Source organism: Acinetobacter sp. Tr-809 (genome assembly GCF_011753255.1).
Taxonomy (GTDB): domain Bacteria; phylum Pseudomonadota; class Gammaproteobacteria; order Pseudomonadales; family Moraxellaceae; genus Acinetobacter.
Window position 1 is genome coordinate 26,594 of sequence record NZ_VWVZ01000006.1, and the last position, 16,128, is coordinate 42,721.

At 40.2% G+C, this 16,128-nt stretch carries 15 protein-coding genes; 10 read left to right on the plus strand and 5 right to left on the minus strand.

Annotated elements, in window-relative coordinates:
* Positions 1-10: 10 nt before the first annotated feature.
* The 6 genes from F3J02_RS13775 (at position 11) to F3J02_RS13800 (ending at position 7,394) form a co-directional block, all read left to right on the plus strand.
* The gene (locus F3J02_RS13775; protein ID WP_228284357.1) at positions 11-274 is read left to right on the plus strand and encodes a hypothetical protein; all 264 of its coding nucleotides are present in this window, start codon (positions 11-13) and stop codon (positions 272-274) included.
* Positions 271-1,854, plus strand: coding sequence for a TerC family protein (locus F3J02_RS13780; RefSeq protein ID WP_167250156.1), 1,584 nt, complete (start codon positions 271-273; stop codon positions 1,852-1,854). The genes F3J02_RS13775 and F3J02_RS13780 overlap by 4 nt, the downstream gene beginning before the upstream one ends.
* Positions 1,855-1,935: 81 nt before the next feature.
* Positions 1,936-2,406, plus strand: a complete 471-nt coding sequence (locus F3J02_RS13785) for a YchJ family protein (protein ID WP_167250158.1) — start codon at positions 1,936-1,938, stop codon at positions 2,404-2,406.
* Positions 2,407-2,458: 52 nt separating this feature from the next.
* Positions 2,459-3,103: a trimeric intracellular cation channel family protein gene (locus F3J02_RS13790; protein ID WP_004802075.1), complete on the plus strand. Its 645-nt coding sequence runs from the start codon at positions 2,459-2,461 to the stop codon at positions 3,101-3,103.
* Positions 3,104-3,338: 235 nt separating this feature from the next.
* Positions 3,339-5,558 carry a DNA topoisomerase IV subunit A gene (gene parC / locus F3J02_RS13795; RefSeq protein WP_167250160.1) on the plus strand — a complete coding sequence of 740 codons (2,220 nt, stop codon included), beginning with the start codon at positions 3,339-3,341 and terminating at the stop codon, positions 5,556-5,558.
* A 156-nt stretch (positions 5,559-5,714) separates the two neighbouring features.
* Positions 5,715-7,394, plus strand: coding sequence for a long-chain-fatty-acid--CoA ligase (locus F3J02_RS13800; RefSeq protein WP_167250162.1), 1,680 nt, complete (start codon positions 5,715-5,717; stop codon positions 7,392-7,394).
* A 41-nt stretch (positions 7,395-7,435) separates the two neighbouring features.
* On the opposite strand, the gene F3J02_RS13805 is transcribed toward F3J02_RS13800, so the two are convergent.
* The gene (locus F3J02_RS13805) at positions 7,436-7,828 is read right to left on the minus strand and encodes a hypothetical protein (RefSeq protein WP_167250164.1); all 393 of its coding nucleotides are present in this window, start codon (positions 7,826-7,828) and stop codon (positions 7,436-7,438) included.
* Between the two features lie 150 nt (positions 7,829-7,978).
* Between F3J02_RS13805 and F3J02_RS13810 the strand changes: the two genes are divergently transcribed.
* Together F3J02_RS13810 and ppa are read left to right on the plus strand one after the other, a co-directional pair.
* A complete protein-coding gene (locus F3J02_RS13810) occupies positions 7,979-8,377 on the plus strand; it encodes an MAPEG family protein (RefSeq protein ID WP_004802081.1) in 399 nt (132 codons plus the stop codon).
* Between the two features lie 116 nt (positions 8,378-8,493).
* Positions 8,494-9,021, plus strand: coding sequence for an inorganic diphosphatase (gene ppa, locus F3J02_RS13815; RefSeq protein ID WP_004656389.1), 528 nt, complete (start codon positions 8,494-8,496; stop codon positions 9,019-9,021).
* A 101-nt stretch (positions 9,022-9,122) separates the two neighbouring features.
* Here ppa and F3J02_RS13820 read toward each other — a convergent pair whose 3' ends face one another.
* Positions 9,123-10,469 carry an OprD family outer membrane porin gene (locus F3J02_RS13820; RefSeq protein ID WP_167250166.1) on the minus strand — a complete coding sequence of 449 codons (1,347 nt, stop codon included), beginning with the start codon at positions 10,467-10,469 and terminating at the stop codon, positions 9,123-9,125.
* A gap of 740 nt (positions 10,470-11,209) precedes the next feature.
* On the opposite strand from F3J02_RS13820, the gene F3J02_RS13825 reads away from it, so the two are divergent.
* The gene (locus F3J02_RS13825) at positions 11,210-12,022 is read left to right on the plus strand and encodes a TorF family putative porin (protein WP_216076281.1); all 813 of its coding nucleotides are present in this window, start codon (positions 11,210-11,212) and stop codon (positions 12,020-12,022) included.
* A gap of 110 nt (positions 12,023-12,132) precedes the next feature.
* Here the strand turns inward: F3J02_RS13825 and F3J02_RS13830 are convergent, their stop codons facing one another.
* Complete coding sequence (locus F3J02_RS13830; protein WP_167250170.1) at positions 12,133-12,897, minus strand: sulfite exporter TauE/SafE family protein; 765 nt, start codon at positions 12,895-12,897, stop codon at positions 12,133-12,135.
* A gap of 406 nt (positions 12,898-13,303) precedes the next feature.
* Between F3J02_RS13830 and F3J02_RS13835 the strand changes: the two genes are divergently transcribed.
* On the plus strand, positions 13,304-14,092 hold the full coding sequence (locus F3J02_RS13835) for a TorF family putative porin (RefSeq protein ID WP_167250172.1): 789 nt from the start codon (positions 13,304-13,306) through the stop codon (positions 14,090-14,092).
* Between the two features lie 41 nt (positions 14,093-14,133).
* Here F3J02_RS13835 and F3J02_RS13840 read toward each other — a convergent pair whose 3' ends face one another.
* Both F3J02_RS13840 and F3J02_RS13845 read right to left on the minus strand, forming a co-directional pair.
* Positions 14,134-15,621, minus strand: coding sequence for a YifB family Mg chelatase-like AAA ATPase (locus F3J02_RS13840; protein WP_167250580.1), 1,488 nt, complete (start codon positions 15,619-15,621; stop codon positions 14,134-14,136).
* A gap of 69 nt (positions 15,622-15,690) precedes the next feature.
* Positions 15,691-15,918: an accessory factor UbiK family protein gene (locus F3J02_RS13845; protein WP_167250174.1), complete on the minus strand. Its 228-nt coding sequence runs from the start codon at positions 15,916-15,918 to the stop codon at positions 15,691-15,693.
* Positions 15,919-16,128: the final 210 nt, after the last annotated feature.

Below are 16,128 nucleotides of genomic sequence, written 5' to 3' on the forward strand. Positions count from 1 at the left end.
TGACAGTTTTATGCACACTTTACATACAATGGGCTTTTGGTGTACCTCGAAAGAATTTGAAAACATCCTCAACACAAAAAAAGATGAATTTCACTGCAATCTTGCCTATACTGAAAATCCTTTTATTAATCTTTGTCCCTCTATGAGTAGTGGTTGTTGTCGCTCCGCATTGTTCTTATTTCCTAAAAAAAATGTTTTGGCTGTTTGTGCCGACCTTTTAAAATCTCAACTTCATAATAATATTGCTGATTTTGCAGAGGAGTCACTTCAATGATTCTGGAATGGATGTCTGATCCAGCTGCATGGGTTGGCTTAGCCACATTGGTGGTGCTTGAAATTGTATTAGGTATTGATAACCTCGTTTTTATTGCAATTCTGGCAGAGAAATTACCACCAGAACAACGCAATGCTGCTCGTAGAGTAGGTTTGATTCTCGCCTTAATGATGCGTTTGGGATTGCTTGCGGCAATTGCATGGGTGGTGACACTCACTGAACCACTATTTCATATTTTTGACCATGCCTTTTCTGGTCGTGACCTGATTTTACTGTTTGGTGGTGTGTTCTTATTATTTAAGGGCACCATGGAGCTGCATGAGCGAATTGAGGGTCACCAAACCCTGAAAGAAGAAAATCCAGTACATGCTACTTTCTGGATGGTTATTGTTCAGATTGTAGTTTTGGATGCCGTCTTTTCTTTAGATAGTGTGATTACTGCGGTTGGCATGGTGAAGCATCAGAGTGTAATGATGCTGGCAATGATTATTGCTGTTGGTATTATGCTTTGGGCATCAAAACCACTGATGGACTTTGTGAATAAGCATCCAACCGTGGTGATCCTGTGTCTTGGCTTCCTGATGATGATTGGTTTCTCATTGGTGGTTGAAGGCTTTGGTTTCCATATTCCAAAAGGTTATTTATACGCTGCGATTGGTTTCTCGGTGTTGGTGGAAATGGTCAACCAAACCATGCGTCGTAACCAAGAGAAATTGGTGACGACCACCGATTTACGTTACCGCACCGCCTCTGCCGTACTGCGTATGTTGGGCAGTAAGGGCAATGGTAACGAAAGTCAGAACAAAGAAGCAGAAGATGTTTTAGCGACTCAAGCTTATGCCAAAGAAGTCTTTGATGAAGACAATGGCGTATATCACAGTGTCTTGGTTCAAGGGGTATTGGGTTTATCTGAGCGTCCAGTCAAGTCGGTGATGACACCGCGCCCAGAGTTGGAGTGGCTAGACTTGGATGATGATCCAGCTGAGTTAAAAGAACGTTTAATGGCAATGACCCATTCGCGTTTGATCATTGCCCGCGGTGAGTTAGACAATATCGAAGGTATTGTTCTTACTCATAAAGTATTGAATGAATATATCGAAACTGGTGCGATTGATTTCAGTAAACACTTACGTGAACCTGTGATTGTGCATGAAAATGCACAAGTACTGATGGTGATGGAACAGTTACGTCAAGCACCATTACAAATGGCGATTGTCCTGAACGAATATGGTTCGATTGAAGGGATAGCCACTCCAATTGATATGCTAGAAGCGATTGCGGGTGAATTCCCTGATGAAGATGAATTGGAAGCAACTGCAGAAAGTCTAGATGACGGTTCTATGTTGTTAGAAGGTTCAACCGACATTCGTCACGTTTCTTTGTTATTGGGCAAAGATTTGGTCGACGAAAGCGAAGAATACTCAACCTTGTCGGGTTATATCTTATTCCATCTGGGTCGTTTACCTGAAAATGGTGACATGATTGAAGTCGATGGCTATCGTTTTGAAGTGGTGACAATGGATGGGCACAAGATTGAAAAAGTGCGCATCCTTGCGAAAGAGAAGACAACCGAGAAATAATTAAGCTTTAGCAAATAGCCTTTGAGTTTGACCTTGTGGTACAAGGTTTTTCTCAGGGCTATTTTTATTTGAGAATTGGAAATGACACCATCACAAAATTGTCCATGTGGGCAGGGGCGATATGCTGCATGTTGTCAGCCGTTGCACTTAAAACAGCAAGTTGCTCAAACTGCGGAGCAATTGATGCGCTCACGTTATAGTGCTTTTGCATTGCAACAGATTGACTATATTCTGCAAACGACAGCCTTGGGGCAGCAAAGCGCTTTAGATCGGGCAGCGATTGCCGACTGGAGCCAATCGAATCAATGGCTCAAACTGGACGTGGTGCAGCATCAACCCAAGCTGGATAAAACCCATGCACTGGTAGAGTTCAAGGCACATTATCATGATGGTAAACAGGCCCATATTCATCATGAAATTTCACATTTTGTATTGCATCAACAACAGTGGTATTTCCTTGACCCGACTCTAGACATGCAAATCACCATGAAACAACCCTGCATTTGTGGCTCAGGGAAAAAATTTAAGCAATGTTGTGCGCAATTCATCTAAGTTTGTCTTAGAATAGCGCACACTTTTACGCCTGATTTAGGGATGTAGGCAGATGTTACTCACCGTAATTTATATTATTGCCATTACTGCGGAAGCGATGACAGGTGCATTGTCCGCAGGTCGACGCAGTATGGACTGGTTTGGTGTGGTACTGATTGCCTGTGTCACGGCATTAGGTGGTGGCTCAGTACGTGATGTGCTGCTCGGGCATTATCCTTTAACCTGGGTCAAGCATCCTGAATATTTGGTACTGACCTGTATTGCTGCCTTTGTCACGATTATTATTGCCAAATGGATGCGCCATCTGCGTAATATCTTCTTGGTACTCGATGCCTTAGGTTTAATTGGTTTTACTATTATTGGTTGCCAGATTGCCTTGTCGATGGGGCATGGCTTTGTGGTGTCAGCGGTTGCAGGGGTACTCACTGGAGTGTCGGGTGGTATTCTGCGCGATATTCTGTGTAATGACGTACCGTTGGTGTTCCGTCGTGAGCTCTATGCCAGTATCTCCTTTGTTGCGGTAATTTGTTATTGGGTATGCTTGGAAGTTGGTTTACCACACGATCTTACTGTGATTTTTACCTTGGTATTTGGCTTTACGCTACGTTTGATTGCAATTTATTTTGGTTTGGAAATGCCGAAATTTATTTATAAAGAAGATGATGCCGAGTCTGCTTCTTCCACAGATGAGCATTGATTTTTCTAAGTTAAAAGAAAAATATATGACAAGAGCAAAAAATATTATCTTGAATAGCGGCTTTATGCCGCTTGTCAGCTTCTAAATCATGAAGAATGTTTAAGTTTTGAGGCATTGTAATCTTCCTAAGACACCATTTGACGTTTAAACAACAACAAGGACTTGTCACAACGCTTTCATCCACATAGCATACAAAACATTGACGATAATAAATGATTTTGGATGACTCGCTGAAATGACCAGCCTTGCACATCATGCAACAGAAAACCGTTCCGTAGCCGAATTCACTGAACAGGCTTACTTGAACTATGCCATGTACGTGATTATGGATCGTGCATTGCCCCATATCAGTGATGGTTTAAAACCTGTACAGCGCCGTATTGTCTATGCGATGAGCGAACTGGGCTTAAAATCGACGGGTAAGCCGAAAAAATCGGCACGTACCGTTGGTGACGTACTCGGTAAATACCATCCACATGGTGACTCAGCCTGTTATGAGGCGATGGTGTTGATGGCTCAGCCATTTAGCTATCGTTATCCATTGGTTGAAGGTCAGGGCAACTGGGGTTCACCTGATGATCCAAAATCATTTGCGGCAATGCGTTATACCGAAGCTAAACTTTCAGCTTATAGTGAATTATTGCTGAGTGAGCTTGGACAAGGCACCAGCGAATGGCAAGATAACTTCGATGGTTCAATGAAAGAGCCAATCACGTTGCCTGCACGTATTCCCAATATTTTATTGAATGGTACCACGGGTATCGCGGTAGGGATGGCAACCGATATCCCACCACATAACTTGCGTGAAGTGGTGAAAGGCACGATTGCACTGATTCGCAATCCTGAAACCACAGATGAAAAATTAGCAGAATATATTCCTGCGCCAGATTTACCGACCAAAGCTGAAATTATTACTCCGCCTGAAGAATTACTGAAAATTCAAACCACAGGTCGTGGTAGTTACCGTGTTCGAGCAGTATATACGGTCGAGAAAAATGAAATCGTGATTAGCGAATTACCCTATCAGGTTTCTGGTTCAAAGGTTGTGACCCAAATTGCCGATCAAATGATTGCCAAGAAGTTGCCACTGGTTGCTGATATTCGTGATGAATCTGATCATCGAAATCCAACGCGTTTGGTAATTGTGCTGCGCTCGAATCGTGTCGATGCAGAAACGGTAATGAGTCACTTGTTTGCGACGACTGATTTGGAATCAAGCTATCGTGTCAACCTGAACATGATTGGAGCCGACGGTCGCCCACAGGTGAAATCGATTCGCCGAATCTTGTTAGAGTGGATTGAGATCCGTAAGCAAACGGTAACGCGTCGTTTGCAATATCATTTAACCAAAATTGAAAAGCGTTTACATATCTTGGCTGGTCTTTTAATTGCCTACTTAGATATTGATACCGTGATTCGGATTATTCGTGAAGAAGACCAGCCAAAACCTGTATTGATGCAGCATTTTGGCATTGATGAAATTCAAGCTGAAGCCATTTTAGAACTCAAGCTCCGCCATTTAGCCAAACTTGAAGAAATGGAAATTCGCCGTGAGCAAGAAGAACTGGAAGCTAAAGCTGCCATTATTCGTGAGCAATTGGCAAATCCTGAATCATTGAAAAATCTTATTATCAGTGAGTTAAAAGAAGACGCGAAAAAATTTGGTGACGATCGTCGTTCACCAATCGTTGCTCGCGCAGACGCGGTTCAGATTAAAGAACAAGATTTAATGCCAGCAGAAGCGGTGACTGTGGTCTTGTCAGAAGCAGGTTGGGTGCGTGCTGCCAAAGGGGCGGAAGTAGATGCTGCAAATCTTAACTTCCGAGCGGGAGACCAATATTTAAGTCATGCGGTGGGTAAAACCAATCAGCGTGTGTACTTCTTAGATCAAACAGGACGTAGTTATGCCTTGCCAATTAGCAGCTTGCCATCGGCACGTGGCTTAGGTGAGCCGCTTAGTTCAAAACTGTCTCCAGCCAGTGGTGTTTCATTTATCCAAGTCTTTATAGAGGATGATAATAATGAATTACTCGCTGTCAGCTCAAAAGGTTATGGCTTTAAAACCCAGGCCGCGCAATTGGATACCAATGCCAAAGCAGGTAAGGCATTCTTGACGGTTGCAGATAAGGGAATTGCTTTGCCATTGCTGCCGATTCAGCAGGCAACTCATGTTGCGATTCTAAGTTCATCAGGACGGTTATTGATTATTGATTTAGCTGAACTTCCAGTTCTGAATAAAGGTAAAGGTAACAAGTTGATACAACTTGATGAAAAAGAGCAAATTTTATCCATGACAACCTTGACTTTAGATGAAATAATCCAAGTCGCTGCAGGACAACAGCATCTAAAACTGAAAGGCGATGATTTACAAAAATATCTAGGAAAAAGAGCAACAAAGGGGCAACTTTTACCACGTGGATATCAAAAAGCAAATAGACTCTTCATTCAGAGATAAGGCTAGTATTCTGTGATACAAATACGTTATATATGACAATGTATTCATATTGTTTGAATAGATTGACAGGGCAATTCAAAAAGTTAAAAAAAATGTTTTGTCATGGACGTAACGTTGTTACATTTTTAAGGATTACCACTCGGAGATAATGGCATTATGGAAAAGATTTGGTTTGCTGAATACCAAAAGACAGGAATTCCAGAAACAGTTGAACTGCCTGCTGAAAACACCTCACTTGTTGATATTTTTGAACGCAATTTCCAAAAATTTGGTTCACGCGATGCCTTTATCTTCATGGATAAAGTTTTAACGTTTAATGAATTAGAAGTCGCTAGCCGTAAATTTGCTGCTTATTTACAAAGCTTAGGCTTAGCAAAAGGAACACGTGTTGCGGTAATGATGCCGAACGTTTTCCAATATCCAGTGGTGGCTTTAGGTGTGTTTCGCGCAGGTTTAGTGCTTGTAAACGTGAATCCATTGTACACAGCGCGTGAGCTTGAGCATCAATTGAATGACTCTGGTGCGGAAGCATTGGTGATCATTGAAAACTTTGCCAGCGTTTATCAAAGCATTATTGGTAAAACACCTGTGAAGCATGTTGTGGTGGCTTCAGTGGGTGATATGTTGGGTACGCTGAAAGGCACATTGGTCAACTTTGTGTTACGTAAAGTTCGTAAGCAAATCCCAGCGTGGAATATCCCAGGTCACACTAAATTTAATGCTGCATTAAATAAAGCTAATCCAAGCAATTATAAACGTCCAAGTTTAACTTTGAGCGATACGGCTGTACTGCAATACACAGGTGGTACAACAGGTGTTTCTAAAGGTGCTGAATTGACGCATCGTAACCTTGTTGCAAATTTACTTCAGTGTGAAGCAATTTTCTCAAGTAAGTTTGGTGCTTCTGACAGTGCCAAAGGTGACCGCATTGTTTGTGCATTACCGCTGTATCACATCTTTGCGTTCATGGTATGTGCGCTTTACGGTATGTATAAAGGCCAAGCGAATATCTTGATTCCAAATCCACGTGACTTGCCAGCAGTGGTTGGTGAATTACGTAAATACCAGCCATCATTCTTCCCAGCAGTAAACACATTGTTTAATGCTTTAGTGAACAATGAAGAGTTCAAACAACTTGACCATAGCAATCTGAAGATGGCGATGGGCGGTGGTATGGCGGTATTGCCTTCAACTGCGGCAGCATGGAAAAAGATCACAGGTACAACCATTATTGAAGGTTATGGTCTATCTGAGACTTCACCTGTTGCAACAGCGAATCCACCTGCAACAACTGAATTCAGTGGCACCATTGGTATTCCATTACCATTAACTGAAGTTGCGATCTTGGATGATGACGGTAATGAAGTCGCACTGGGTGAACAAGGTGAGATCTCAATCCGTGGTCCACAAGTCATGAAAGGTTATTGGAACCGTCCAGATGAAACAGCAAAAGTCATGACTGCTGATAATTTCTTCCGTACAGGTGATATCGGTGTCATGGATTCACGTGGTTATGTGAAGATTGTTGACCGTAAGAAAGACATGATCTTGGTATCTGGTTTTAACGTTTATCCAAGTGAAATTGAAGAAGTGATTGCGAAACATCCAAAAGTATTGGAAGTGGCTGCGATTGGTGTTCCAGATGAAAAATCAGGTGAAGTGCCAAAATTATTCATCGTGAAAAAAGATCCTTCTTTAACCACTGAAGAAATTATTGCTTATGCAAAACAAAACCTAACAGGTTATAAGTGCCCACGTTATGTTGAGTTTATGGAAGAATTACCGAAGTCAAACGTAGGTAAAATCTTACGTAAAGATTTACGTAAACCAGCTTAAGTACAGTAAATAAAAAAAACGCTGCAATCGCAGCGTTTTTTTTATTTGGTGCTATTTGATTTCATTAACCAGCGGTCGATATAAGGTCGTCCAATACCGACAATGCCGACAAAAACCACCATGGTCACGAGTTGGAAACGTAAACGGGTTGGATCAATGCCATTAAAGCTAAAATAATTATCAGCAATAGCATACAGCACAATGACTGCCAACCAATGCCAGAGCGTTAAGCGATAAATGCCAACGGCATAAAAGGCAACTGTTAGAATGACAAATGTGCCTAAGGTGGATTGCCAATTTAGATTGGCGCAAATCACACTGAGTAGAAATGCCATGATAGGGAGCACAACTTTCAGCACACGATCAACCAAGAGTTGATGTTGTCGTTGTTGTGCCAAAACATCAAACATTTCTTTTTGATCTTGCTGCTGCATAGTTTGACCTTAAAACTGTATGAAAAAACACAACTTTTACACAAAAACGCGGTGTAAAAGAAACGCTTGTAGAACAAGCATAAATGAAAGTTCAATAAATTATAGATTATGATAGCATGATCAGAAGAACTTCAAATGATGGATGTCAGCATGCAAGGTATTAGCGGCATTATATTGATGATTATAGTCGCATGTTTGTTGCCGTATGTATTTACCTTGATTGCAAAATCAAAAGGTGGTTTTCAAGCAAAAGATAATCAAAATCCGCGCGAGTTTTTAGCTAAAACAACAGGGTTGTCTGCACGCGCCAATGCAGTGCAACAAAATAGCTTTGAAAGTTTACCTTTGTTTATTGCTGCGATTTTGATGGCAGAATATATGGTCGTGCCAGAACGCTTTATTCTTACCTTGGGTTGGGCTTACATCGTATTCCGTGTGATTTACGGCATCTGTTATCTAGCCAATTTAGCGACTTTGCGTTCAATCATTTGGTTTTTCTCTCTGCTTTGTCCAATTTTACTGTTCGTGATCACAATCAAAATGACCTGATTGCCGCTGGTTATAAAATTCTCCAGCTGTTTGCATATCTAGCATCATTTTCATTGTATTCACGTTATAATCTGTCCGATTTACATCTGACTTCACAATATTAAACGAGTGTTGATATGAGTTATAGCAATATTCCTGCGGGTAAAGACGCACCTAATGACATCTATGTCATCATCGAAATTCCTGCAAATGCAGCGCCAATCAAATATGAAATCGATAAAGATTCAGATGCGTTATTTGTAGACCGTTTCATGGGTACAGCAATGTTCTACCCAGCAAACTACGGTTATGTACCAAATACATTGTCTGAAGATGGTGACCCATTAGACGTACTTGTTGTAACTCCACATCCTGTTGCTGCTGGTTCTGTGATTCGTTGCCGTCCAGTAGGCAAATTAAAAATGGAAGATGATGGTGGTATCGATGCGAAATTAATCGCTGTTCCACACGAAAAATTATCTCCACTTTATAAAGATGTTCAAGAATATACGGATCTTCCGCCATTATTGATCAGCCAAGTTGAGCATTTCTTTGCTCACTACAAAGATTTAGAGCCTGGTAAGTGGGTAAAAATCAGTGGTTGGGAAGGTGCTGACGTTGCGAAAGCTGAAGTACTTAAAGCAATCGAAGCTGCTAAAAAGTAACTTTGAGATGCTCGACCAGAGTTTAAAAATTTAAAATCTGGTCATAAAAAAAACTCCATTCATTTGAATGGAGTTTTTTTTATTGCTTGATCAACTGTGAATTAGAATAATTTCACAGGGATATCAAGCCAGATACGCCATTCGTTGGTATCACCGATATAAGTCTGATCATACGCATCGCTTGCACGGTAGTACGAGTGACGTAAACGTAAGCTCGCATCTTTGGCAAAACCAGATTGAACGGTGTATTTCACTTGGTTAAAGAATTCACGTTCAGTTGCATTATCTGCTGTACGTACACGGGCAATAACCTGATCACTTGCATTTTTAACTGCTGCATTTGCATCGATATCCCAGCCATAGACAAAGGCTGTAGTCCAGCTTAAGCCTGGTACACCGAAGCTACCAAAATCAAGGCTATATTGAAGTTGAGCAGATTTTTCATCGTTACCAATAAAGTCAGATAGGTAAGAGTTTGGAAGGTAGATTGTCTGGTGACCATCACCTACACCTTTACCAAGACCATAGTCATAACCAGCATTACCACTGTTTTGTTGATAGGCAACCATTACAGTATGTGGGCCAGTGTTATATGTTGTAGATATTGCCCAAATAGAGTTTTGGAACTTATCATCTGCTGAACCAATATAAGAATATAGGCTGTCATTTGATTTACGATCCCAGTCAGTATGGTAACCGCTAAAGTCATAAGTTAATGAACTATTATTAGCTAAAGCTTGTTTAAAGTTCACGTTTGCGTAATGACGTTCTAAACGATCTTTGATATCAGTACCGTAGTAAGCTGTATTTAATTGATCGTTTACTTTGTATTTAGCACCCCAAACGACTGCTTGGTCTAAGCGGTTGCCATCAGATTTAATTTGGTCAGAATATTGGTTTTTTGTGAATTTACCTGCAGTTAACTCTAAGCCATTAATTTCACGGCTGTTTGCTAGTACACCTTCAAAATATTCAGGAACTAGACGAGCAGTGTTACTTGCTAAAACAGGTAAATCAAGGATTTGTGTACCGTAGGTCACGGTCGTATTAGAAATACGTGCTTTTACAAAACCGCCACCACGTGCCCAATGGTCATATGCGTCACCCGCACCATCTACACCATTTAGGCGTTCGCGTGGGATCATGCCGTTACCAGCATTTTTGTTTGAGCCTAATTTAAAAGACGCATCACCAATAATACCCGCACCAAAGCCAACTAAACCTTGAGTAAAACCAGTTTCCAGTTTTACCATTGCCGTCTGAGCATATGAGCTAGTGTCTTCGACACCATTCTTTTTGTCACGATTTAAATAACCAGTACGGAATAAAATATCCCCTTTGGCATCTTCAACAAGTCCTTTTGCTTCGCTTTGTTCGCTTGCATATGTTGAGGTAATTAACGCGGCATTAATCAAAACCGCTAAAGTAAGTTTATTTGCCTTTGGCATAGCTCGCCTCATTAAAAAAAATAAATTTGGGATAGAACCGAAATTTTGACCAATTGTATAAGTTATGCATAAAAAAGATAGATTTTTATTAAAATAATTTAATTAATATTAAATAAAATACTTATATAATTTTATGATTTGTTTCTCGTTTAAAAAAACATCAAATTAAATTTAAGATAATGATTTTTATATCTAATTTAATTTATTTTGGTTGTAAAATAAGCTGTATATTTTTTGATTTATTTTTATAAAAATATGTGATTTATTGCATTATTTTTTCTTTTTATTTAATGAGTTATTTTTTCTTTGTTTAAAAAATAAGCGTATTGGTTTGCAAAAAATACCATCCCGACGAATGGCAGTGACTGATCAATCCAAAAGTTACAGATGTTCAGGTTAATTTAAGTTTTTTGCCAATGCACCTTTATGATACATCGCTGCTTTTTTCCATAAAATGCTTGTCTTTTGAGCGGCTCAGTTGATTTGACCCCAAATACTATGCATCTTTTTTGTGCAATAAATGTTCTATATTTTTCTGTTGCTTCTAAATAGTTCAAAAAAACTGATTTGTTTTTGATAAGTGCCAATTCCAAGACACTCTTGATTGAACTTCAGCACCTTTATGAGACAAGATCGAGATTTAACGCAGTTTTTATAAAGTTGGCACAGCAATTGCTAATTACTTTGCGATGCAATTTAAAACATAAATCAGTCGAATATCCATCATGGGGGAGATCAATATGATGAAATTTGCATGTAAAGCAATCGCGTTGAGTATTTGTGCAGTGACTTCGACTTTTGCTATGGCGGAAGATAAGCCTTCACTTTATGGTATAACAGCATCAGGTAACGTCTCTGCTACAACAGATTATCGTTTCCGCGGTGTAACACAATCTTCAAATAATCCCGCTATTCAAGGTGGTTTTACATTTTCACATACTTCAGGTGCTTATTTAGCTCTTTGGGGTTCAAGTGTTGATTTTGCTATCCCTGGTGTATCTACTGAAACTGATGCGACATTAGGATTTACCAATAGCTTTGCATTGACGGATAAAATTAAACCAGTATATGACGTCGGTGTCATCCATTATGGTTATATTGGTTCTAAGTCAAACTATACAAATACTTATAATGGTAAAAAAGGTTTGGCATTTACTGAAGTATTTGGAAAGTTAACATTCCCTGAAACCATTTTTGCTGGTGACGCTCTAAGTGTTGGTGTGAATTATTCGCCAGATTATTGGGGTAGAAGTGATGATTTTTGGTATTTCAACCTCGGCTATTCTGCTCCAATTGCTGATACAGGCTTAACGGGTCTTGCATCTGTCGGTTACAACAAGCTTAAAAATGCAGACTCATTAAGTGTTGTTGCTGGTGGCCCTGGTAAGGACGATAACTATGTCGATTATAAACTGGGTGTAAATTATAACTTCCTTGGTATCTTAGCTGAGGTTGATGTAGTTGGTACAAATATCAGTAAATCTGGTATGACCAATGCACAGAAGAAGCCATATGACACTGGTGTGTTATTTAGTTTGACCAAAACCTTCTAATCTTCTTTGATGAAAGAAAAAGCCAGCATCTTTGCTGGCTTTTTTATACAGATTTTGGCCGAATTGTTTTAAGCCGCTAGAGCTTTGGTTCAACTAGGTCTTACAGCTATTTAGAATATAGATAGCCCCATTCTGATAATCAGAAAAACTAAAAGGACAAGAAAAAAGAATCTGATAAATTGGCTGCCATAGCGTAAAGCCAGAAAAACACCCACTAAAGAACCCATAATATTACAGGCAGCGATCGTTAATCCGATTTCCCACAAGACATGACCTGTAGGGATAAAAAATAACAGTGCTGCGCTAAATGTCCCAAGGTTCACAATTTTTGCGGAGGCAGATGCATTGAGAAAATCAAAACCAAACACTTTGACGAATAGAAAAAGAAGAAAGCTGCCACTCCCAGGTCCAAAAATACCATCATAAAAGCCTATTAATCCTCCAAAAAGGATGCCGAGACAGATTTCTTTATGCCCGCATTTGACATAAGTACTTTGTGCACCTAAGTCCTTCTTTAAAAAAGTATAAATAGCCATGCTGATGAGTAAAAAGAAAACGACATACGTCATCAATTGCTTTGGGACATAGGTAACCGTCATGGCACCAATAAATGCGAATATAAATGCTGCTAGCATCGTGGGAATCAGCAACTTCCACACAAAAGTGATTTTACCAACATATCTAAAAATCGAGGCTGTAGTTCCAGCCCAAACTGCTAATTTATTGGTGCCAAAAACGGTTGCAATACTATGCTGTGGCAATGCATGTAACAGCGCTGGAATTTGTACTAAACCACCACCACCTACTGCGGCATCGATTAGGCCACCACAGAAGGCAAAGAGTCCTAAAGTAAATAGGGCGGTTTCGTTGATCATAAAAAATCAGCCAATCTGAGGAAAAATGATGTTGTTGTGTATGTTTTATTCAGTGTTTTAAATAACAATCTAACTGCATGATTAAAACATTGTTTGCTTGGTTTTGTTGTTTTTTTATGCAGATTAAAAATAAAGGTTTGAATGAATGAAAGTTCTTTACTCGGCTAAAACAGTGCTTTTGTGCGCTATGTCGAGTACCAATAGCCCATTTTGGTTGCAAGATTTTCTTATTTTTTGCAATACAAATATCGCTATAAACCAAAAGTTTCACTTTTTACTTTTTAGTTATTGATTTTATTGGGATTTATTTTTTATTTAAGCTTGGCACAGCATTTGCTAAATAGCTGGTGATGCAATTTAAAACTTAAAAATCAATTGAGTATCTAAAATATAGGGGGAGACCAATATGATGAAATTTGCATGCAAGGCTGCTGTACTGGGAATGCTGACCACAGCATCAACTTTGAGTTTGGCTGAGGAAACTAAACTACCATTTCCTGGCACAATTACAGGAAATGTAAATGTGGTATCTAGCTACAATTTACGTGGCATGACCAACTCACCAGAAAGTGATACACCAGCGGTTCAAGGGGGGCTGGATTATAGCCATGACAATGGATTCTATCTGGGCTATTGGTTTTCGACTTTAACCGCTGCCTATGCTGATTTTAATACTTCTCCAACCGATGTGAAGGAAGAGAAAAAGTCCTTCGAGAATGATTTTTATGCAGGATATAAAGGCAAAATTACCGAAGATCTTGGCTATCAAATTGGGGGAACGGTTTATTACTATTATCCAGGTTGGGAGTCGACAGGCTATGAAACCATCTTGGGGCTAAGTTATAAAGATTTCAGCATTACCGCACAGACCTTATTAAATAATGTTACCTTCGGAAACAAGGGCGATACCTATTTCTTGGCGACGTATGCGCCAAAACTTGCAGGTGGTTTTACAGGGAAAGCACAAGTTGCAGCCTATTATTATGGCGACGACGATGAATATCTGGCTTATCAAGCCAAAGCTGGTGATGTGACCAAAACAGATTTTGCCTTCCGTCACGCAACGCTGGGTTTATCGCACCCATTGGGCGATACGGGCGCAACTTGGAGTCTGGATTATATTTTCGGTGGTTATACTCGTGATGAAACCAAACAAAAGAATAAAGTGGTATTAGCTCTTGGTTATGCGTTCTAACTTAATCTTATCAATAGAAAAGCGATCTTTAGGTCGCTTTTTTAATTTTGCTGGCCGCGATAGGACAATGCTTCAGTAATATGTTGACTATTGATTGACTCACTCTGAGCTAAATCTGCAATGGTTCGAGCCACTCTTAACACCCGATGATAGGCACGAGCAGAAAGGTTGAGCCGCTGTTGTGCCATCTCAATAATTTTCGTCGAGCTGTTATCTAACGAAGCATGCTGTTCTAATAATTTGGGAGAGAGTGCCTGGTTTAAACACTGTTGTCTTTGGATCTGTTTTTCATAAGCATGGATAACCCGTTGCCGTACCGTGTCAGAGTTTTCGGTTGGGGTTCGATCCTGTAATTCTTGTGCCTGTAAGGGCGGTACATCAATGTGCAAATCAATACGATCTAATAAAGGACCAGAAATTCGATTTTGATAACGCTGAATGCTTTCTGCTGAACATTGGCAGCGGCTATCTTGATTAAAAGCATAACCACAAGGACAAGGGTTCATTGCGGCAATAAATTGAAAATTTGCAGGAAAGGTCATTTGCCGTGCTGCTCGTGAAATCACAATCTCTTTGGACTCCAGTGGTTGACGTAACACTTCGAGGACTTTTCGGTCAAACTCAGGCAACTCATCCAAAAATAAAACACCTAAATGCGCCAAGGTGATTTCACCAGGTTTGGGCTGGGAACCACCGCCAACCAAAGCAATTGCAGATGCGGTATGGTGTGGTGCTCTAAATGGTCGTTGTCCAAAAGTATGTTGTGCGTTAGCAACCGAATAAATACTTGCAACTTCTAAGTTTTCGCGTGCATTCAAAGGGGGCAAAATAGAAGGAAGGCGTGAAGCCAACAGTGTTTTTCCAGTCCCTGGGGGCCCTTTAAACAATAATGAGTGCCCACCGGCGGCAGCAATTTCCAAAGCACGACGTGGGCGAAGCTGTCCTTTTACATCGGCAAGATCGAATTGATAATAAGAGGCGGCTGCGGTTATTCTTTGTGGTGCAGCTTGAATCTGGGAGTTGCCCGAAAAATGTGCACAAACCTCTTGTAGATGATTGGCTGCATAGACTTCAAAATTGGGAAGCTGGTTGGCTTCATCTAAATTTGCAGTTGGTAGTAATAAGCGATGTTGGGCATGTTGACAAGCCATCGCAATGGTCAATGCACCTGATATGGGGCGTAAATGTCCATCTAATGCCAGTTCACCAATAAATTCAAAGCCTTCAGTGCTATTTTCTGGTAACTGTCCTGAAGCGATCAGAATACCGAGCGCAATTGGTAAGTCGAGTCTGGAACCATCTTTAGGTAAATCCGCAGGCGCTAAATTAATGGTTAAGCGCTTGGTTGGAAACTGAAAACCGCTATTAATGATGGCTGAGCGGACACGGTCTTTACTTTCACGTACTGCAGCTTCGGGTAACCCGACAATTGTGAGTGAAGGCAAGCCTGAACTAATGTGGACTTCAACTTCAATTTGCGGGGCATGTAGCCCCAATAAGCCTCTCGTATAGATCTTGGCAAAAGACATCTTATTATTGTTCCATTGTGGTGCTTTATTTTTAATCATTTTTCAGTGCTGATCGCACCGAATTGGTGCTTATTTTTTATTCTGAACGATTTCCTCAAGTATTTTCATCTGTTGCTGAAGTTCAGTAAGGCGTTGATTGGCTATATTGAGTGCAGTTCTTTGACGGTCGAGTTCTTGCTTAGAGACAAGGTCTAGTTTTTCGATACTTTCATTCAATAATGCACGTAAGTTTTTTTCTAAATCTTTTTTAGGTTGGTCTACTTGCTGCAAAATTGCCTGTAAAAGAGTCTCAATCATAAAGTGCTCAATAGGTTATGTACATTTGCTGCTCAGTGTATCACTGCTGGATCTAATCCTCTAGCACAGTTCGGGACAGAAGGATGAGTGACTCTATGATTTTATTCAATATCGCGAAATGAAACTTATTTTCAGTGCACTATCTACATCTTCAAGGCTAAATAGGTTATAAAGAAAGCTTGTGCTCAATATTTAAAAATCCCCAACCTT